We start from the raw sequence: 21,093 nt of genomic DNA, 5'->3' as shown, positions 1-21,093 counted from the left end.
ATAAATATAAAAAAGCAAAAACCTTCGTTTACCTATTTTTTATATGCCGGATTTTGTTATATTAGTAAACATCCCCCAACGAATTAAAACGAAAAAAAACGAATAGCCCACAGCGTAACACGAAAAAAAGTGGAATATTTTTAGCTTAATGGTGGAATGTTAAATAACTGTTAATGTCCGGCTATCGAATTTCCTGAGTTGGAAAAAATTCCGTTATTTGACCATACTTTATGAACCCTTACCAACAAAAACGCCGATGGAAATACTCTCTGCTTGCATTTGCAGTGGTTATAGCCTGCGGGTCGTTGTTTTATACGCGCCACCTGGTTAACAACATAGCCCGGTCCGAGCGCACCCGGGCGCAGGTTTGGGCACTGAGTATCAAGCAGATAGGCGGTACATTTGACAATGATGTACTCAGTTACGTATTTGCCGTAAGGGATAGCTTATCTGTACCAGCCATAGTAACCGGCGCCAACGGTGATTTTAAGTTTACCCGCGGGTTAGATACCAACAAAACCTTCATAAAGCTGGATGATACCGAACTTAAACGCACCAAAAAGCAGTACGACCCCGACTACTTTAAAGACGAACTGGCCTACATGCAATCGCAGCACGAGCCTATCCGCCTAACCATACTAAACGAGCCCTGGCTGGTTTATTATAAGGATTCGGCCTTGTTAAGCCAATTAAAGATATTCCCCTATGTGCAGTTATCGGTCATCGCCATATTCTTAATGGTAGCCTACACCGCCTTTAGTTCGTCCCGAAAATCGGAACAAAACCAGGTTTGGGTGGGTTTGGCTAAGGAAACTGCCCACCAACTGGGTACGCCTATATCATCGCTAATGGCCTGGATAGAGCTGATCAAAGACAAGTTTAATGCGGAGGACGACCCGCTAATGGCCGAAATGGAAAACGATGTAAAGCGGCTCGAAATAGTAGCCGATCGCTTTTCAAAAATAGGCTCAAAACCGCAGCTGGAAGATCACTCTGTATATGAGGTGGTTAAAGACTTTGTAGATTACTTTAAAGTACGGGTTAGCGACAAGATACACTTCGAGCTTAGTGGTAACAAGGGCCTCATTGCAGGTATAAACATTCCTTTATTTGATTGGGTATTAGAAAACCTGCTTAAAAATGCGGTTAACGCTATTGATACCAGCGGTAGCATAACCGTGCAAATAACCGGCAATAAGCTTAAAAAACAGGTATATATCGATGTTACCGATACAGGCAAGGGTATACCACGGTCAAAGTTTGATACGGTATTTCAGCCGGGCTATACCACCCGCAAACGTGGCTGGGGGCTGGGGCTATCATTAACCAAAAGGATGATAGAAAACTACCACAACGGCCAAATTTTTGTGCGCGAATCTGAACTAGGCAAGGGCACAACATTCAGGATAGTATTAAAAACAATAAGATATGATAAGCAGACCTCAGCCTGACGATTACTCGCCTTATGCAGCCGGGTATGTAGCCGCCGTACCCGATGGTGCCGATGTAATGGAGTTGTTAGAAGCCAACCAAACGCAAACCTATAACCTGTTCAGTAACATGACGGAGGAGCAAGCTATGCACGCCTACGCCGAAGGTAAATGGACACTAAAAGAGGTACTTGGCCACATGATAGATACCGAAAGGGTGTTTAGCTTTCGTGCGTTTGTATTCTCCCGGGAGGATATCTCATTGCCGGGTTTTGACCAGGAAACGTATGTAAACAGTACCGATTTTAACAGCCGCAGCATACAAAGCCTCGCTGCCGAATTTAGGGCCGTGCGCGAAGCTACACTATATCTTTTCGGCTCCCTTAGCCAGGAGCAGTTAAACCGGCACGGTGTTGCCAGTGGCAACCTGGTTAAGGTTAGTGCCTTGGTTTATATAACGGCAGGCCACGAATTGTATCATTTAAAGTTGATTAAAGATCGATACTTAGCCTAAACAAAAAGGGACCCTGTGATCACAGAGCCCCTTTTTTGTTAGATAGCATTTACAATTACTGCTTGTTTTCGTTATCGTATAGCTCTTTTTTCTCTATGCGGTACGAAAGCACCAGTCCAAGGCCACCAAATATGGCTATCAGGCCAAAATAGATGGCTTCGTTTTCATCGCGGGTGTTTGCAAACACTGTTCTGTCAAGCAAAAATGCCAGGAACAAGCCAATACCGGCACCTATAAGCAATAAACCCCATTTTAAATTTTGATAAGGGGCTGGTTGTGCCTTATAAGCACGTGGGTCCATCCCTCTTTCGATCATTGCCATTCTCTCCCGGTTTCTTATGTAAAAGATACCAAACACCATTGCGAAAAATCCAAGTGGTATTAATATGGGAACTAAAACTCCTTCCATGATAATATAGTTTAATTAGTTAATAATAATTTTTTCAAAGCCACCAACCCGGTGTATTTGTATGCTATGACCACGTGTTTCTTAATGAGGTTACAGGCATCCCTAAAAATATTTTAGATATTAATTACGGGGGAGCCTTGTGGTATATATAATAGATTAAATGTATATATTTAATAAAAGTGTAACCTAACCATGCGCTATGTAGTCACAGGGGTTATAATATGCAAAGCAAGCTTTCAGATATTGATTTAATAAAGCAAACCCTTGGCGGTAACCAATCGGCATACGCCGATTTGGTTAAACGGCACCAGCGTTTTGTTTTTACTCTTGCTTTGCGTTTCGCGAAAAACAGGGAAGATGCCGAAGAAATTTCGCAGGATTGCTTTATAAAAGCATATAGATCCTTAGCGTCATTTCAACAGCAATCTAAATTTAGCACCTGGCTTTATAGCATAGTTTACACTACCGCTATGACATTTTTACGCAAAAAGCGGGTAGATACTACCTCTATAGATGATGAAGAAACGTATTTGCAGATAGAGGGAAAACCCGGCAGTTTTGATGAGAACAACGTCGAGAATAAGTCGCGGTCGTATTATTTAAACCAGGCTATAACCCAGTTACTGCCCGATGATGCAACTATTATAACGATGTTTTATAAAGGCGAACAATCTTTAGAAGAAATTGCCCAGGCAATGGGGATTGAGGCCAACACCGTTAAGGTAAAACTATTTAGAGCGCGCCAGCGTTTAAAAGAACGGCTGGAGCGCAATTTGAAACATGAAGTTAATGAACTGATATGAATAGCATAGAAGAAAAACTTTGGAGCTATATAGATGGCACTTGTACTACAGAAGAGCATGCAGCCATAGCGCGCCTTATTGAGCAGGACAGTGTGTATACCACAAAATACAGTGAGCTGTTGCAGTTGAACGATGAGTTTGCTGCCATAGAACTGGATGAACCATCAATGGCGTTTACCTATAAGGTAATGGAAAACATACGTGCCGAACATGCCAAAAAGCCCCTAAAGGCGGCGGTTGATAAGCGCATTATATTGAGCATTGCAGCCTTTTTTGTAATTACAATCTCGGCGTTGCTTGTCTACTCGTTCAGCTTGGTTAACTGGAATACCAGTAGCAATATTAAACTGCCACAAGAAGTGAGCCCTGCACACATTAAGGGGTTTTTTACAGGCCCGGTGGTAAACGGATTTATGTTTGTTAGCGTGGTTATGGGCTTGTTTATATTAGACAACATTTTGCGCCGCAAAAATGAAATAAAGCAAGGATAAGTGTTTAGTTTTTAGGTTTAAAAAGTGGACACTTTTATATAACTGAACAAGAATCTAAGGTATTAGATTTAAAACTTCACCAAAATGCCATTATAGGGCTATTTAAAAGTGGCATGAAAAATTGTACTCAATTGGTATAGTATTTGTACTAACCTATACGGACCGGTAATCTTACCGGTTAATTGTGATAAGGTTTAGGTTGAAAGTCCCCCGGAGCAAGTCTGGGGGGCTTTTATTTTTTATCGTTATCTGGCAACTCCTCTCAAATACTTTTTCACCGAAAATTCATTTTACAATTATTAACTTCGTGGGAAAGAAAAACTAATGAGAAAACCTTTATTATACTTGTTTACCATGCTAATGGCATGTGTAACTTTAAAAACCTATGCGCAGGAGCCCCGCATTCCTGAAGCCAGTTCGACGCAAACCATCATACAAGATTTTGGATTGGGAAAGATAACCGTAACGTACTCTCGCCCAAATGTTAAAGGCCGTAAAATATTTGGCGGCATAAACCTCTATGGCGAAGTTTGGCGCACCGGCGCAAATGCGGCCACAACCATTACTTTTAGCGAGAATGTATTGGTAGAAGGTAAAAGTGTACCTGCAGGCACCTACGCGTTATTCAGCATACCCGAAAAGGACGAATGGACCATTATTTTAAACAAAACCGCAAAACAATGGGGCGCCTATAGCTATAAACAGGCTGATGACCTTTTGCGTGTTAAAGTTAAACCATTGAATGTTAAAGAGAAAAGAGAAACCTTTACCATTGCATTTGCCAACACAACAACAAAATCAAACGATCTGTATTTGGTATGGGACCATACAGCAGTTCCAATTCACCTTCAAACAGATGATGATGCACAGATAACCGCCAACATTGAAAAATTAATGCAAGGTCCGGATGTTAAAAGCAGACCTTATTTTAACGCTATACAGTATTACTACGAAAACGATAAAGACCTGAACAAGGCATTAACATGGGCCCTGGAAGCCGAAAAGATTGAGCCAAAAGCGCCATGGTATAAACTGTGGAAAGCCCGCATACAGCTAAAAATGGGCGATAAAGGCACCGCAATTGCCACGGCCCAACAAGGCATAGCATTAGCCAAAGCATCAAACGATGATGAATATATCAGGCTGAATGAGGCCGTTATATCGCAAGCAAAAAATTAAATTATACCCCTACTATTATATTTATAAGCCTTAAGCAGCAATGTTTAAGGCTTTTTTTTATGCCAACCCGTTAGGCATATGCGAGTAGCTTTGAGGTTGTACAAACACCAGCTTTATTAATGGAAATGCGCTTTTTATAGCCAGGCGTACCCTTTCTATTGATGCTGTTATCTCCTCGGTATCAATATCCGGGTCAAATTCTACTATCAGCATTAATATCACATCTTCGGGCGATTGATAGGTGGATAGGATGTTGACCACTTTAATAATATGCTGATCACCTTCAGCAAGTGCCTTTATTTTGTTTTGAGTTTCGGGCGCAATACCCTCGCCCATAAGCAGGCTCCGGCTTTCCCTTGCCAGTATGGTAGATACGCACACCAGCAATAAACCTACAAGGGTAGATGCTACGCCATCTAAGTAAGGCATGTGGTAATTATGCCCTATTAACATAAAAACAAACACAATGCTTAACCCCATTACCGCGGCACCATCCTCAAACAACACCAAAAAGCTGGATGGGTCTTTACTTTTTACTATAGCCGCCCACCACGACATACCATTACGAACCTTATTGAATTCCTTTATCGCAACCATTAGCGATGCCCCTTCAAATATCATAGATAGCGCCAGTACAACGTAATTCCAAATGGGGTTGGTAACGGGCTCAGGATGAATAATGTGTGCGATCCCTTGATAGATTGATATCCCCCCACCCAGGCCAAATATCAATATAGATACAATAAACGACCAAAAGTAAAGCTCGCGACCATAGCCAAATGGCCTTGTGCTATCGGGCGGCTTTGTGCTGCGTTTTAGGCCATACAGCAGCAATATTTGGTTTACGGTATCTACAACGGAGTGTATACCCTCGGATACCATTGAGGAGCTATTGGTGAAGATGCCAGCAATAAACTTGGTTGCTGCAATGAGCAGGTTTGCCGCCAGCGCGCTGTATATGGATGTCCTGTTTTTAGCCATTTGGATATATGTTATAATACCAAACGGGTAAATGTGTTTGCAGTAGCTTAATTTTTAGTGCTTTCAGCCTTTACTCAATACCATTTTACGCAGTTTAAGCATTGGTCTCTCAACCACTAACTGCAGTAAAATTGCGCCAATTATCACAGAGATCATGCATAACACGAACATTAAATTACCATTCTTGGGGATAGAATGGCTTTCTAAATGTTGCTGCACTAAATGAATTATACCCTTATGAATGAGATAGATACCATATGACAACCCGGCCAACTTTTCGGTTATAAACGACTTGTATTTATATAGCACACTACCCCCGCTTACCGCGCACAGCACTATAGCACCATAACCCAGCGCAACCACCGGGAAACCAAATATAGTGCCTTGATAGGAGTGCTGGTCTATACATAACCAATAGGCAAAGGCCAGTATAGCTAAGCCAAGGGGTAATAGCCAGTTGCCATATTTTGCTATTTTTTTAGCTATAACAGGCTGATAATGAAGTAGCGCAGATACGGCAATTCCCATTAAAAGTCCGTCAAGCCTGTTGTAAATGGGGTAGTATATATACATATACCAATAGCGGAAAAAGTCGTCGGCGCCCTGGTGGGGAGTAACCAGGTGGTACCAGCTAAATGCCCTTATAGCAAAGCCCAATAATGCTATTAGCGCAAGTATATAAGCGCCTTTTCTTAACAATAACTTTCTGTATATCAACAACAAAGCCAATGGCAGCAACAGGTAAAACTGCTCCTCGACGCAAAGTGACCAAGCGTGCGAAAAGGTGCCGCCTGTAGCAATGTTTAACCCTATGTTTTGGGTAAAGGTGAGGTGTTTCCAAATGGGTGGCAACGCTTCGCGTTCACGAAAAGCGGGTATAAAGTAGTAAATGGCCAAAACCAGCCAGTACCCCGGCAGTATGCGAAAGCTGCGTTTAACAAAGAAGTTTTTTAACGAAATAGTCTGACTATTAGACAGTTCGGCAAATAGTTGCGAAGATATTAAGAACCCGCTGAGCACAAAAAACAGGTCGACACCCGTCCAGCCGAACGAGCCAAGGGTGTTTACCCAATTAGGGTGCCCAAAGGACTGGTAGTGGAATATAACTACAAAGCTAATGGCAAAAGCACGCAGATGATCAAGGCCGTAAAGTTTTGCGGGATGGTAAGGGTCGGCGTTTTTAGTCACGTTTTGAATGGGGTTACACTTTATTGCAGCTCCTGTGTGTTTTATTCTTTTATTTTCGCCGTCACAGCTAAAATTTTTCTTCTTTTTCGTTTTTTTTTTCGTTCGGTCAGGTTCACTAATATAACAAAATCCACCATATAAAAAATAGCTCAAAGCCTCTTTTTTTGAATCTTCTGATAAATATCAGGCGGCGACATTTTCATCTTTCTCAAACATGGTGAGCAAGCCGGCTACCAGTATAACGCCTAAACACCCAATGGCATTTAGCCAAAGGTAGGCTACGGTGTTGTAATACCCCATCACACATATCACCACTTCGGTTACAACGGCGGCAATAAACACCGCCCTGCCCTTAATACGTTTAATGTAAAAGGCCACCACAAACACCCCAAGTATGGTACCGTAGATATAGGAGCCCAGTTGGTTCACTGCCTCCAGCAGATTGCCAATTTTGCTGGCATATAACGCCATGCCAATACACACCACTCCCCAAAACAAGGTAGCCAGGCGCGATGCGTTTACATAGGCCTTATCGGTAGCGCCGGGGTTGATGATGCGCTTATAAATATCTACCACGCTGGTTGATGCCAACGAGTTAAGCCCACTGGCGGTTGAACCCATCGACGCCAGGAAGATGATGGCGATAAGCAAGCCTATTAAGCCCTTTGGCAGGTAATGGGTAACAAAGGTGAGGAATACGTAATTGGTATCGTTAACCTCGCTGTTGCCGCTACTTTTTTTGATGATATCTACCGCCTGTTTACGAATAGTGTCGGCGTGGGCAGCAGCTATTTTAAGGTCGGCTTTAGCGCTGGCTATTTGTCGGGGGTTATTACTGTCGAAGGCTTTTACAAGGGCCTCGGTCTTTGTTTTGCGGGTATCGGCAGCGGTGGCATATTGCTGCTCCAGTTGGTTAAACGCCGGGGCATACTCGGTTTTTTTAACCTGCTCCACCTCGTAGTTGTTAAAAAACACCGGAGGGCGGTTAAACTGGTAAAAGCTAAATACCAGTACCCCTATCAGCAATATTAAAAATTGCATGGGTATTTTTATCAGCCCGTTCATGATAAGGCCCAGGCGGCTTTGCCCAACCGAGCTACCGGTGAGATATCGCCCCACCTGGCTTTGGTCGGTACCGAAGTAGGATAACTGCAAAAAGAAACCGCCGATGATGCCACTCCAAATGTTGTAGCGGTTATTAGGGTCAAACTTCCAGTCTATAACATTCATGCGGCCCATGTTGCCGGCCAGCTTAATAGCCTTGCCAAAACCAACATCGGCAGGCATTAGCATCACCACAAAAACGCCTGCCAAAAACATACCCGTAAATATGATGCTCATTTGCAGCAGCTGCGTGTACGATACCGCCTTGGCCCCGCCGTAAACGGTATAAAACAGCACCAGCCCGCCTATAAATAATGTGGTGTAAGTAGTGTTAATATGCAATATGCCCGATAGGATAATAGCCGGCGCATAAATGGTAATACCAGTTGAAAGCCCCCGCTGTATCAAAAACAAAACGGAGGTTAGCACGCGGGTTTTTAAATCGAACCGGTTCTCTAAAAACTCGTAGGCGGTATAAACCTTTAGCTTATGAAAAATGGGGACAAAAGTGATGCACAAAACGATCATGGCCAGCGGCAACCCGAAGTAGAACTGAACAAAGCGCATCCCATCGCTGTAGGCCTGGCCGGGGGCCGATAAAAAGGTAATGGCGCTGGCTTGTGTAGCCATAACCGATAGCCCTATGTGGTACCAGGGCAGCGATCGGTTGCCCGTAAGGTATTGGTCGATATTTTTACTGCTGCCGCTTTTCCATACGCCGTAGGCAACTATGGCCAGCAGGGTGGCGCCTAATACTATCCAATCGGTTAAGCTCATTCAAATGATCGGGTAATGAGCCAAAACACCGTAATTAAAAAAACCAGCCATACAACAACAATGCCGTAAAACTGGTTCCAGTTTTTTATAAAAGATGGTAGGTCGGTATGGTCGTTAGACCTCTTCACGGCCTTTCACCAGCAATTTAAGGAATGTAGCAGCAGTTAATAGCCCAAACACACCACCTACAGGTATCCATATAAAGCCACGCTCAACAATGGCGCCTACAAACATGCCGGCAACTAATGCTACAAGGTAAAATACGTTATCGAAGTTCTTTTCTTCTTTTGGATGATGGTGATGATGTGACATTGTATACTATTTATTGTTCGGTACAAATTTATATTATTAAACGATTGATGCCTAATTGAATTGCGAGTTTTTGTAAAACGCAGTAAAATAGGTTTTAAGTATAAACTTATAACCCTCCGCCCTTGTTGGTGTTGTCACCAACAAGCCACAGGGCATTGCGTCTGCCTCTTTATCACTTGTCCTAAAGGTTGTTGGAAACAAACCAATAACGGCATAATCGCGACCATCCTATAACGATGGAATCAACTCTTCATAAAAGCCACCCAGGCCAATGTAATTGACCCGTTTGTTATTGCCAATTAAGGTAGCCTCATAAAAGCGCACGCCCGCATCGGCTATGCCCTGCATAAACTCGGGGAAATTGGTTTTACCCTGCTGATTATCGCGTATGGCTTGTATCACCTGCGCCCGGTTAAAATTTAAACCTATCATACGCGGGGCTACATTACTGTTGTTGTGCAAAAGGGTTTCGCCACCACTTAAACGATATATTATGGCCGTGGTAGATACCTCTACGGTATACGATTCTATCCCCACTGCTGCCAGTTTAGCAGCCAGGTCTGGGTAGTTTTTGGCGGTGGCATAGGCTTGTTGTACCTTTTCTTCGGTTTTCATGTTGGTTTTAATGTAGCTGTAATAATCTTAAGCGGGCCTAATAATTTAATGACTCGCTGTATACGTACGTTGGCTCAAATATGTATTCTGCATAATAGCAATTTTTAGCTGGTCGGCAGCGCACACATAAGAGCTATACCCCATAGGGGTTAAAGCTTGGTAGAAAAAGGGAATAGAAGCGCATTCCGTGCCGTAGTTATGGCACCATGTAGCGTACCTACGGCACGCATAACCCACGTTTATTTTTCTACCAGGCTTTTGCACCTAACGGTGCATTTTACTCAATCATAGTGCACGATTTTTATTATAGTTTATTCTTCTTAAAGTCGTTGTATTTTTGTTCGACTATTTTTTTGGAGTCGTTAATCAACTCTAAAAATTCAGTATATTCAAATTCAAGATGTTGGATATCAGCAAATAATACCTCACTTACCCCTTTGTCATTTATTGATACGACTATAGCGCATTTCCCTTTGTACCAAATTTCGCAATCATAACCATCGTTATCATGCGATGAGCTTATTATTCTTTTAATTTCATTTTTCCCAACTAACATCGCATCCAAATTAATCCTTCGGCTTGCTTAATAAATTAATAAACAGCCTGTACGCGCCCGGCACGCCTGCTGGCAGCTCCCTAAAAAATACCAGCGACGTATATATGTACCGGCCCTTGCCATAGTCGGCTACTATTAACGAACCGTTTTGTGGCTGCTGGCCTGGGTCGTGCATTTGCAGGGGGGCCTTATACATAGGGTCGATATTGTTTACCATATATATGCTGCGTTCCTGTATCCAGCCGTTAAAATCATTCTGGGTTATTTTGTTGGGGTAGTTCAATACCGGGTTACTGCTATCAAAAATGGTAACGGGCGCGTCCTCATTGGTTACGCGTTCGTTCACTACCTTAAAGGGATATGGGCCCAGTTGCTGTGTAACCAGCCCGTTATTATTATTGTACTGCACCACCAGGTTACCGCCATTTTTAACGTACTCCATTAATTTGGGCTGCTCGTAGGCCAGCCGTTCGCTTACATTGTAGGCGCGTACACCGGTAACAATAGCATCATAACCGCTCATGTCGGTGTTCAGTATCTCGTTCTCGGTCAGCTGGTGCACCTCATAGCCTACTTCGTGCAGGGCCTCGGGTATCAGGTCGCCTGCTCCGGCTATATAGCCTATTTTTTTACCCGCGGTTTTCAGGTCTATGTTTACCAGCTTGGCCTGTGCCGGCGGGAAGATTGTAATGGCCGGTACGTGGTTGTATTTAATATTAAGCAGGCCCTGAGTAAATGTTTTATCGCCTACGGTACTTTGCACTTCTAAAACGCTGGTTTTAGGGTCGGCATTGGCGGGGGTAACAGTAAAGCCAACGGTCCATTCTTCGCCTTTTGCCTTGCCTGCAAAGTCTATCTTTTCGGGGCTTATCTTCCAGCCTTTTATGGTTTTAATGCTTACGCTGCCCGTAGCATTGGTAAAGCTTTTTAGTTTTACCTGTATGTTTTGCGGCTGGCCGTTATTAAAAATGTAAACCTTATCGGCAATGTTGGCGGTGACAGGCGGGGCCACAACCAAGGGTTGATACAATTCGCCACGGGCAGGATCCACATATTTGAATTGAATGGTACGCGGCATTAATATTATCTTACCGTTTATAGTGAATTCAAAATATATTTTGGGCGCATCCGGGTTTTCGGGATTACCTACCTTAAGGTCGTCGTTAATGGCATAGGCGCCTATGCCATGCGGCGCTTCCAGCCAGTAAGGCTGCGATATTTTGCCGGCCTTTATTTTATAGTTTACGGTTTTAAGCTGGTTAAAAGGCAGCGCGTTATCTTTTAATACAATATAATCTGCCGGGGTGGTGCTAAAGGCGCTCAGCTTTGCATCAACATTGCTTTGGCTGATGGCCTGCAACCTCACATTTATCGAATCGCCTAAGGCATAACTTGGCTCGGCGCTGTACGCCTCAAACCATAAGCCCGCGCAGGCCGCTATCAATTCTTTTAATTCCTTTGTTTTTTGCTTGTGCCAATAATCATAGGCGGCGGTGGCGGTTTCTATCAACCGTACCGTTTGGAATGCTTTATTAGTAGCAACTGTTTGGTCTACCTGGCCCAGTAAGGCCACCAACGCCGGCACCGATGCCTGTGGTGCATCATCATTAAAAGCTTTGGTTATGGCGGTTATTTGGGCGGCAATGGGTGCGCCAAAAGGCGTCCTATCCCAGCTTACATCCACGCCGTCCATCAGGTCGGTTTTGGGGGCATCGCCTAAAATGGTTCTAAAATATTCAAAGGCGTCGCCGCGCTGCCTGGCCGAGCCAAAGCCCTGGGTTTTATGGTTGCTGCGGCTTTCGGCAGCTATTTCGCCATAGCTTTTGCCCAATATGGTGTTGTAACCGCCTACATTAATTTTAAACTGATCTTCGGAGGTGGTGTTGGTATTGCCAAAGTTAAAGGTGTTCCACAACAGGCGTTTGGCCTGCCATACCTGTACATATTTTAATTGTTCGGGGTAACGTTTTGGGTCCGCCGCCGCGCTGAAGGCTTCCTGCGCCAGTATGGCCGATGCTGTGTGGTTGCCATGTCCGCCTTCGCCTGTAGTAGGGAAACGGCATATCATTACATCGGGCCTAAAGTTGCGTATCACCCAAACCATATCGCCCAATACTTTATCCTTATCCCAAAACTTCAAAGTCTCTTCGGGATTTTTTGAAAAGCCAAAATCGTTTACGCGGCTAAAAAACTGCTCGGCACCATCTACACGGCGGGCGGCTAATAGCTCCTGTGTACGTATCAGGCCTAATAATTCGCCCTGCTCGGTACCTATCAGGTTTTGGCCACCGTCGCCGCGGGTAAGGCTTAAATAGCCGGTGCGGTAATGCTTTTCCTGCGCCAGGTAACCCAGCAGGCGGGTATTCTCGTCATCAGGGTGGGCGGCTATATATAGTACGCTGCCCAGTACATTCAACTTTTTAAGGTTTTGATGAATGGTGGCTATATCTGCCGGCGGGGCCGTTTGGGCAACTACCACTTTAGCTGCAAATAGAAAGATAATGGCGGGCAATAAACGCTTCATATAAAACAAATATATCGAAAGATGCATTGGTGCAATAATTGCTGCCATAATTATACGGTCAAAAAAACTATTTCGCTGTAGCACGTTAGTTAAACGATAAATTTTCCGCTCCCGCTATCAATTCCTTACAATAATATTACAAAAACATTTTCCACTAATCAATCGTTTGATTAATTTTGCCCCGCGACAATAAAAAAATGGAAAAAGAGAAGATAGATAAAAAGGATCATATCCTTGATGTAGCAGAAAGAGTTTTTGCTGAATTAGGATATGACGGAGCATCAACCCGCCAGATATCGGGCGAGGCTAATGTAAACATGGCCATGCTTAATTATTACTTCGGTTCAAAAGAAGGGCTTTTCCTGGCCATATTCGAGCGACGGATAACCGCTTTTCAAAAGGCCCTGGCCGATATAGGCAACGAAGACGGAGCAACATCATGGCAAAAGCTGGATAAGTATATAGATAGCTACGTGAACAAAGTGGTTAACAATAACTGTTTCCACATTATGCTGCACCGCGAGATATCTAAATCAAAAAAGACCGAATTGACCGACCAGATAACCAGCATTGTTATGAAAAACGTGAAGGTTTTTCAAGGCATTATAGCCGAAGGGGTTAAAAACGGTGAGTTTAATAAGGATGCCGACCAGGAAATGTTGGTGGCTACCATGTTTGGCACCAAAAATTATATTGTTAACACCCCGCATATATCATCGCGCATACTTGGTTTTGATGTGATGGACGATAACAACCAGCAAAATCTACTTAAGCCACGCTTAAAAACATATATGAAAAACCTGCTAACAGCTTATTTACAGAAAGAAAATGACAACAAGTAACATACCTCCCAAACCTTACCTTACAAAAACAACGGCCGCAGCCGGTATTATTATACTGCTGCTATCGCTGATTTTTACTGCTACCGTGAACGCGCAGGACAGAGCTATTACCCTTGACGAAGCCCTTAAGCTTGGTTTAGATAACAGCAAAACCCTTAAGCTGTCACAATCTAAGATCGATCAGGCTGTATCGCAATACAACCAGGCAAAAGACCAGGCCTTGCCAACAGGCAGCGCCAGCCTTGGCTACAACCGCGCGCAGATACCCGCTAACAAGTTAAACGTAGGCCAGGAAGCGCTAACCCTGCCTACCAGCGCTAACGCTTACCTGGGTACTATATCGTTAAACCAAACCATATTTGCAGGCAACAAGTTAAAGTATGCCCGCGAGTCTACCAACCTGCTTACCCAGGTGGCCCGCTTAGATGCCGTTAACGATCGCGACGAGATTAGCTACAACATTATTAACGCTTATTACAACCTGTACAAAGTGCTGCAAAGCAAAAAGGTTGTCGAGCAAAATTTGGCTACCATTGATGCCCAAATAAAACAAGCGCAACGCTTTTTTGACCAGGGCCTGGTTACCAAAAACGATGTACTCCGTTTCCAGCTGCAACGCTCTAATATCGAGCTAAACGGCATCGACCTGGAAAACAACCGCCGCATCATCAACTATAACATGAATGTTTTGTTGGGCCTGCCCGAAGATACGCAGTTAACCATAGCACAAATTGTTGAAGCCGACAGAAGCCCTGCGCCTTTAGCCGCTTACCTTGATACCGCAATGGCTAACCGTGTAGAACTTAGGCAGCTTGACTTGCGCACACAGGTTGCCGAAACCAATATTAAAAGCATAAAGGCTAATACAACGCCTACGCTATCGGCATCGGGCAGTGCATACTATGTAGGTATATCGGGTAACCCTATACCAAAAAGCGGTAACTACATTACACCTATATCATTAGGCGTAACCGCTGCCTGGAACTTCGGCTCGCTTTGGACCAACAAAAACAAAGTGAAAGAAGCACAGATACAGCGCGAGCAGGTGATCATCAGCAAAGGTATCACTACCGATAATGTGAAGAATGAGGTGAACCAAAGCTACCAAAATTACAAAATGGCGGTAGATAAGATAACGCTGCTGCAAACATCAATTGCACAGGCGCAAGAAAACAACCGCATACTGGAATCGAAATACCGTAGCAATATATCATCGGCTACCGACAGGGCCGATGCGCAAACCCTGCTTTACCAGGCCGAAATAAACCTGGAACTGGCTAAAGCCGATGCAGGATTAGCCTACTATACCTTATTAAAATCAACTGGAAAACTTAACAAATAATTACAATAATTAAAGCAATGGCAACACAAGAAACAGAAACCAAAAAGAAACCAAATAGAGTTCTCCCGATCATCCTGGGGATCATCCTGGTGGGCGGTATTATTTTTGGTGTAAAAGAATATATATACTTCAGCAAGCACGTTGACACCGACGACGCGCAAATTGACGGCGATATAAGCCCTGTTGTAGCACGCGTTGGCGGCTATGTAGACAGCATTATGTTTGAAGAGAACACCCACGTTGAAAAAAACCAGCTACTGGTTAAAATAGACGACCGCGACTATAAAGTAAAGTTAGAGCAGGCACAAGCCGCCCAAGTTGGTGCAAGTGCAGGCATTAACGTTGGCCAATCGCAGATATATGCTACTGCTGCCAACTCGTCGAGCGCTAAGGCAGATGTTGCTTCGGCATCGGCACGTTTAGATAAGGTGCGTAAAGATTACGATCGTTATGCCAACCTGGTTAAAGACGGATCGGTAACCCGCCAGCAATTTGACCAGGCCAAAGCCGACCTGGAAGTGGCACAAGCCAACTACAACGCTGCCCGCGATAAATATAAAGCAGCAATGGAGCAGGTGGGTACTACCCGCAGCCAGTTAAAGGTTACCAATACCGGCGTTAGCCAAAAGCAGGTTGATGTTGATTATGCAAAACTACAGTTAAGCTATACCAACGTTAAATCGCCGGCAAGCGGTATTGTTGCCAAAAAGAATGTACAGGTGGGTCAATTGGTACAAGCCGGCCAAACATTGTTTTCGGTAGTTAATGATAACAGCATTTATGTTACCGCCAACTTTAAAGAAACACAGTTAAACAAAATACGCAACGGCCAAAAGGTAGACCTTAAGGTAGATGCATACCCTAACCTTAAAGTTGAAGGTACGGTATATAACTTTTCGCCGGCTACAGGCGCTAAATTTTCGTTACTGCCGCCAGATAACGCTACCGGTAACTTTGTTAAAGTGGTACAACGTGTACCTGTTAAAATTAAAATTACAGGTAGTAAAGAAGAACTTGCGAAACTGCGCCCGGGTATGAGCGTTGATGTTTCGGTAATTACAAAAGACTAATTAAAATGGCTGAAACTGGCTTTAAAAAATGGATCATTACCATTACGGTAATTATGGCATCGCTGCTTGAGCTGATAGATACCACCATTGTAAACGTAGCTATACCGCACATACAGGGTAACCTGGGCGCCACATTAGAGGATATTGCCTGGGTGGTTACCGGTTACGCCGTGGCAAACGTTATCATCCTGCCTATGTCGGGCTGGCTTGGGGGGCGCTTTGGCCGTAAAAACTATTTCCTTACTTCAATTATCGTATTTACCATTGCATCGTTTTTATGCGGTAATGCCACCTCGCTTGATGAGTTGGTAGTTTTTCGTATACTACAGGGTATTGCTGGCGGTGGTTTAATATCTACCGGCCAAACCATCCTGATAGAAACCTGGCCTCGTGAACAAATTGGTACTGCCACCGCTTTATTTGGCTTAGGCGCGGTAGTAGGCCCAACTGTAGGCCCAACCATTGGCGGCTGGATAACCGAAAATTACTCGTGGCCATGGATATTTTATGTGAATTTGCCGGTAGGCGCACTTGCCGCGTTCCTGGCGTATACCTTTATTAACGAAACGCCCAAAGAAGCTAAGAAACCCATAGACTGGTGGGGCATTGGCTTGCTGGCAGTAGCGGTAGGCAGTTTGCAAACCATACTTGAAAAAGGCGAGTCGGAAGACTGGTTTGCTAAAACCTATATATTGGTATTAACCATTACCGCTATACTGGGTACTATATTATTTATATGGCGTGAGCTAAGTACCGACCACCCCATTGTAAACTTTGCCATTATGCGGCACCGCAGCTTTGCTGTAGGTATGTTTACCTCCTTCATCCTCGGGTTTGGGTTGTATGGCTCGGTGTTCGTGTTCCCGGTATTTTGTCAAAACCTGTTGGGCTTTAACGCGCAGCAAACCGGGCAACTATTATTCCCGGGTGGTTTGTGTACCATATTTATGATGCCGTTTATAGGTAAAATGCTCAATAAGGGTATCCCTGCGCAGTTTATGGCTACAGCGGGTATGTTCCTGTTCTTTGTGTTTACCTGGATGCTAAGCAACTCTACCCTGGCAACAGGCGAAAAGGATGTGCTGATACCCCTGTTAATTCGTGGTGTAGGTATGGCTTTATTATTTGTGCCATTAACCACATTGGCCATGGCCGACCTGAAAGGGCCGGAAATTGGACAAGGATCGGGTTTAAATAACATGATGCGCCAATTAGGCGGTTCGTTTGGTATAGCCGCCTTAACTACCATTATACACATACGCCAGGGCTTTCACCGCAGCACGCTTATAGAGCATGTTAACCCTTATAACCCTGCGTTTACTGAAAGGTTTAACCAGTACCTGCATGCTTTTATGGCCAAGGGCAAATCCATTTCTGATGCTACCCAGATGGCCTATGGCGCAATTGAAGGTGTTGTTATAAGGCAAACCATGTTGCTTACCTACGATGATGCCTACTGGATATCGGGGTTGGTGATGCTATTTTCGATACCGTTGTTATACCTGCAGCCTTTCCGTAAAAACATGAAGGCTGTTACCGACGCCCACTAAATAATAAAGCCGTTCCATTTTTATCAAACGGAACGGCTTATCCAAAAAAATCAACAATTAAATTTGTGTTATCCCTGTATCAGTAATGTTTCCGTAAAAAAATAATTATTGGTTACAGGGGTTAGCGCAATCTTAAGCTATAAAATTAATTGTTTTTAGTTTAGAAACACAAATTTTATTTTACAATTATTTTTTTAGGCACTTTATATACTTTTTTCTTTAAAAAAGAATTTTGCCAGTAGCTGTAACCAGCGATGCAATACGCACCGCATCAAAAATACGCTCCTCGGTTGTGCCCATTTTTATTAACGAGTCCTCGTGCGCGTTTACACACATTTCGCAGCCATTTACCGCCGAAATGGCTAAACTCATCAATTCAAAAAACTCTTTGCCGGTTACCGGTTTCATCATTAACTGCATGCGTATGCGGGCAGGTATTTGCGTGTACTTTTCTTTTTGGGTAAAATGCCTGAAACGATAAAAAACGTTATTTGATGCCAACAACGATGCACAGCCAACAGCTTCGGCAACCTCGGCGGGTGTAGCGCCCTGCTCTTCGGCATATTTAGTGTAAAAAGCAGTAAGCGGCTGGTTGTTGTTATTGATAGCAGTGCTTAAACCAAGCAAGGCGCACTCTTTAGCGCTTAAATGCTCGGATGTTAAGGTGCTGCTAAAATTCAGTTTCAGATCGCGCAGGTAGCGGCTTTCGCCGGCCTCTAATAAATTAAGGCTTGATGTGCGGTAGGTAGTATCAACATTAATGCTTTGCAGCAATTCGGTTATTATTTCGGTGCTTTCGCTCATGATATTTTTGGTAATAAAAAAGCCCCTGCACTTTTGGGTACAGCGGCTTTGTAATGTTATAATTAAACAGTTAAAGTTTCCTGGCCTTTTTCCCAGTTACATGGGCAAAGTTCGTCGGTTTGTAAGCCATCCAATACACGTAAGACTTCTTTAACGTTACGGCCAACGCTTAAATCGTTAACACACACCCAACGGATGATGCCTTGTGGGTCGATAATGAAGGTAGCACGGTAAGCAACCTTTTCATTTGGCTCTAATATGCCTAAATCTTCGGCTAATGATTTTGAAGTATCAGCCAGCATAGGGAATTTCAGATCGCGCAAATCGTCATGGTCTCTTCTCCAGGCAGCGTGTACAAATTCGCTATCTGTTGATGCGCCTATCAGGCGGGTATCACGGTCGCGGAATTCGCCAAAGTTTTTGTTGAACTCGGCAATTTCTGTAGGGCACACAAAAGTGAAATCCTTTGGCCACCAAAACATTACCGTCCAAACGTTATCCTCATTGGTTAGGTAGTCAGAAGTTATTGTTTCAAACTCTTTACCTTTTTCGATGCTTGTTACCGCTATTTTAGAAAATTGCGGAAACTGTTGTCCTATTGTTAACATAATAGATGTTTTATTAAATTTTATGTAACAAATATACGCTTTATTTTCGCTCAACTTTATCTTAAATATCTATATGATATAGTTTTTATCTATATAAAATACTATTATAATTGATAAATGCTATTGAATTGATTTTCAATACACAACATTGCCGAGCTCCTAATATGTAATAATTTGACCCTTCTGCCTTTTGTAAAGCCGGCTTAGTTTTTTTAAATTGCATTAACAAAACATCACACACTATGCAAAACTTTAAAGACCAACTACAGGCCATGTTTGTGCCCGAAGAAAATATACCTGCCGAACATCGCATAAGCGAAGTGCATCAGCGCGAATACCTCGTAAACGGCGAAATGCGCCCCTGGGATGGCGAAGTAGCCAAAGTATATTCGCCTGTGTGTATCCCTGATGCCGATGGCGTGTTGACGCGCAAACTAATAGGCACATACCCGGTATGTACCGAAACCGAAGCTATGGAGGCTATGGAGGCCGCCCTGCAAGCCTATGACAACGGCCGCGGCGAATGGCCCACCATGAGCGTTGCAAACCGTATAAAGTGCATGGACAAGTTTGTTTATAAAATGCTGGAGCAACGCAGCCTGGTAGTTAAACTGCTGATGTGGGAAATTGGCAAATCGTACGCCGACTCGGCCAAGGAGTTTGACCGCACAGTTGAGTACATTAACGCTACCATAGATGGCTTAAAGGATATAGACAGGCAATCGTCGCGGTTTGAGATGGCCGAAGGGCTTGTTGCACAAATACGCCGATCGCCGCTTGGGGTAGTACTTTGCATGGGACCTTTTAACTATCCGCTTAACGAAACTTTTACCACGCTTATACCGGCCCTTATTATGGGCAATACCATTTTATTTAAACCACCAAAACATGGCACGCTTTTACACTACCCTTTGCTAACTGCTTTTAAGGATGCGTTCCCTAAAGGCGTGGTAAATACCATTTACGGGCGCGGGGCTGTGGTTACACCGGGCCTTATGGCTACCGGCAAAATAAATGTATTAGCCTTTATAGGCAGCAGCAAAGTGGCAAACGATTTAAAAAAGCGCCACCCCAAAGTAAACCGCTTACGCGCGGTATTAAGCCTTGATGCCAAAAATGCGGCCATTGTAACCAAAAATGCCGACCTTAAGCTGGCTGTAAGCGAATGTATACTGGGCGCCCTGTCGTTTAACGGGCAGCGCTGTACAGCCATTAAAATAATTTTTGTACACAAACAAGTAGCCGACGAGTTTTTGAAGCTGCTGAGCGCGGCTGTTGAGGCCCTAAAGCCCGGCCTTCCCTGGGATAAGGATGTTAAACTTACCCCACTGCCCGAGCCACATAAGCCGGCCTATTTAAAAGAATGTATAGATGATGCCATAGCCAATGGTGCCAAAGTGATAAACGAACATGGCGGCATCACTGCGGAGTCGTTTGTTTTCCCGGCGGTGGTGTACCCTGTAACCGAAAATATGAAGCTTTACCGCGAAGAGCAGTTTGGCCCCATTATACCGGTTATCCCGTTTGAATCTATCGAAGAGCCGATAACCTACCAGATAGATTCGCCGCATGGTATGCAGGTGAGTATTTTTAGTAACGATGCTAAAGAGATATCATCGTTGATAGACCCCTTTGTAAATTTGGTAAGCCGCGTAAACATCAACAGCCAGTGCCAGCGCGGGCCTGATGTATTCCCTTTTACCGGGCGAAAGGACAGTGCCGAAGGTACACTATCTGTACATGACGCGCTAAGGTCGTTCTCCATCCGGTCGTTGGTAGCCACCAAAATGAACGATACCAATAAGCAACTGATCAACGAGATAGTGAACGATAACGATTCGAACTTTTTAAGTACAAAGTTTATACTGTAAGGCTTAAATAAAAAAGGCATTCTAATCATCGTTAATGATTAGAATGCCTTTTCACACGCTGTTGTGCGTAATTATGGGGCGCGTTTAACACGCGAGTAATATGCCTTTAAAACCGGAGTAAAA

General features: G+C 43.8%; 20 protein-coding genes. 10 read left to right on the top strand and 10 right to left on the bottom strand.

The window, feature by feature from the left end; genetic code table 11:
- Positions 1-230: 230 nt before the first annotated feature.
- A complete protein-coding gene (locus FFF34_013665; GenBank protein ID TSD64941.1) occupies positions 231-1,451 on the top strand; it encodes a HAMP domain-containing histidine kinase in 1,221 nt (406 codons plus the stop codon).
- Complete coding sequence (locus FFF34_013660; GenBank protein ID TSD64940.1) at positions 1,429-1,944, top strand: DinB family protein; 516 nt, start codon at positions 1,429-1,431, stop codon at positions 1,942-1,944. The genes FFF34_013665 and FFF34_013660 overlap by 23 nt, the downstream gene beginning before the upstream one ends.
- A 55-nt stretch (positions 1,945-1,999) precedes the next feature.
- Here FFF34_013660 and FFF34_013655 read toward each other — a convergent pair whose 3' ends face one another.
- Positions 2,000-2,353 (bottom strand): hypothetical protein, encoded by a 354-nt coding sequence (locus FFF34_013655; GenBank protein ID TSD64939.1) that lies wholly within the window; start codon positions 2,351-2,353, stop codon positions 2,000-2,002.
- Between the two features lie 221 nt (positions 2,354-2,574).
- On the opposite strand from FFF34_013655, the gene FFF34_013650 reads away from it, so the two are divergent.
- The 3 genes from FFF34_013650 to FFF34_013640 all read left to right on the top strand — a co-directional run bounded on the left by FFF34_013650 (position 2,575) and on the right by FFF34_013640 (position 4,826).
- The gene (locus FFF34_013650; GenBank protein TSD64938.1) at positions 2,575-3,156 is read left to right on the top strand and encodes a sigma-70 family RNA polymerase sigma factor; all 582 of its coding nucleotides are present in this window, start codon (positions 2,575-2,577) and stop codon (positions 3,154-3,156) included.
- Entirely contained in the window at positions 3,153-3,647 is a 495-nt protein-coding gene (locus tag FFF34_013645) for a hypothetical protein (protein ID TSD64937.1), read from the top strand. Before FFF34_013650 ends, FFF34_013645 begins: the two co-directional genes overlap by 4 nt.
- Positions 3,648-3,971: 324 nt before the next feature.
- Positions 3,972-4,826, top strand: a complete 855-nt coding sequence (locus tag FFF34_013640; protein TSD64936.1) for a DUF2911 domain-containing protein — start codon at positions 3,972-3,974, stop codon at positions 4,824-4,826.
- Positions 4,827-4,883: 57 nt separating this feature from the next.
- Here FFF34_013640 and FFF34_013635 read toward each other — a convergent pair whose 3' ends face one another.
- The 7 genes from FFF34_013635 to FFF34_013605 all read right to left on the bottom strand — a co-directional run bounded on the left by FFF34_013635 (position 4,884) and on the right by FFF34_013605 (position 12,883).
- The gene (locus FFF34_013635) at positions 4,884-5,807 is read right to left on the bottom strand and encodes a cation transporter (GenBank protein ID TSD64935.1); all 924 of its coding nucleotides are present in this window, start codon (positions 5,805-5,807) and stop codon (positions 4,884-4,886) included.
- 63 nt (positions 5,808-5,870) lie between these two features.
- Complete coding sequence (locus tag FFF34_013630; protein TSD64934.1) at positions 5,871-6,995, bottom strand: acyltransferase; 1,125 nt, start codon at positions 6,993-6,995, stop codon at positions 5,871-5,873.
- 183 nt (positions 6,996-7,178) lie between these two features.
- Entirely contained in the window at positions 7,179-8,876 is a 1,698-nt protein-coding gene (locus FFF34_013625) for a sodium:solute symporter (protein ID TSD64933.1), read from the bottom strand.
- A gap of 114 nt (positions 8,877-8,990) precedes the next feature.
- Positions 8,991-9,188, bottom strand: coding sequence for a hypothetical protein (locus FFF34_013620; protein TSD64932.1), 198 nt, complete (start codon positions 9,186-9,188; stop codon positions 8,991-8,993).
- Between the two features lie 228 nt (positions 9,189-9,416).
- On the bottom strand, positions 9,417-9,803 hold the full coding sequence (locus FFF34_013615) for a DUF1398 domain-containing protein (protein TSD64931.1): 387 nt from the start codon (positions 9,801-9,803) through the stop codon (positions 9,417-9,419).
- A 304-nt stretch (positions 9,804-10,107) separates the two neighbouring features.
- Entirely contained in the window at positions 10,108-10,368 is a 261-nt protein-coding gene (locus FFF34_013610; protein ID TSD64930.1) for a hypothetical protein, read from the bottom strand.
- Between the two features lies 1 nt (position 10,369).
- Entirely contained in the window at positions 10,370-12,883 is a 2,514-nt protein-coding gene (locus FFF34_013605; GenBank protein ID TSD64929.1) for a PIG-L family deacetylase, read from the bottom strand.
- A 197-nt stretch (positions 12,884-13,080) separates the two neighbouring features.
- Here FFF34_013605 and FFF34_013600 point away from each other — a divergent pair, with 197 nt between their 5' ends.
- The 4 genes from FFF34_013600 to FFF34_013585 are packed head-to-tail and all read left to right on the top strand — an operon-like array spanning position 13,081 to position 17,687.
- A complete protein-coding gene (locus tag FFF34_013600; GenBank protein ID TSD64928.1) occupies positions 13,081-13,725 on the top strand; it encodes a TetR/AcrR family transcriptional regulator in 645 nt (214 codons plus the stop codon).
- A complete protein-coding gene (locus FFF34_013595; protein TSD64927.1) occupies positions 13,712-15,067 on the top strand; it encodes a TolC family protein in 1,356 nt (451 codons plus the stop codon). Before FFF34_013600 ends, FFF34_013595 begins: the two co-directional genes overlap by 14 nt.
- A gap of 17 nt (positions 15,068-15,084) precedes the next feature.
- Positions 15,085-16,137, top strand: a complete 1,053-nt coding sequence (locus FFF34_013590) for an HlyD family secretion protein (protein ID TSD64926.1) — start codon at positions 15,085-15,087, stop codon at positions 16,135-16,137.
- A gap of 5 nt (positions 16,138-16,142) precedes the next feature.
- Positions 16,143-17,687 (top strand): DHA2 family efflux MFS transporter permease subunit, encoded by a 1,545-nt coding sequence (locus FFF34_013585; protein ID TSD64925.1) that lies wholly within the window; start codon positions 16,143-16,145, stop codon positions 17,685-17,687.
- A gap of 219 nt (positions 17,688-17,906) precedes the next feature.
- Here FFF34_013585 and FFF34_013580 read toward each other — a convergent pair whose 3' ends face one another.
- The gene (locus FFF34_013580) at positions 17,907-18,491 is read right to left on the bottom strand and encodes an alkylhydroperoxidase (GenBank protein ID TSD64924.1); all 585 of its coding nucleotides are present in this window, start codon (positions 18,489-18,491) and stop codon (positions 17,907-17,909) included.
- Between the two features lie 62 nt (positions 18,492-18,553).
- Positions 18,554-19,099, bottom strand: coding sequence for a peroxiredoxin (locus tag FFF34_013575; GenBank protein ID TSD64923.1), 546 nt, complete (start codon positions 19,097-19,099; stop codon positions 18,554-18,556).
- A gap of 242 nt (positions 19,100-19,341) precedes the next feature.
- Between FFF34_013575 and FFF34_013570 the strand changes: the two genes are divergently transcribed.
- Positions 19,342-20,970, top strand: coding sequence for an NADP-dependent glyceraldehyde-3-phosphate dehydrogenase (locus FFF34_013570; protein ID TSD64922.1), 1,629 nt, complete (start codon positions 19,342-19,344; stop codon positions 20,968-20,970).
- Positions 20,971-21,093 lie beyond the last annotated feature (123 nt).

Origin of the sequence: Inquilinus sp. KBS0705 (genome assembly GCA_005938025.2) — a bacterium.
Lineage (GTDB): Bacteria > Bacteroidota > Bacteroidia > Sphingobacteriales > Sphingobacteriaceae > Mucilaginibacter.
Note: the sequence above shows the minus strand (reverse complement) of the source record. Positions and strands in the feature narration are given on the sequence as shown.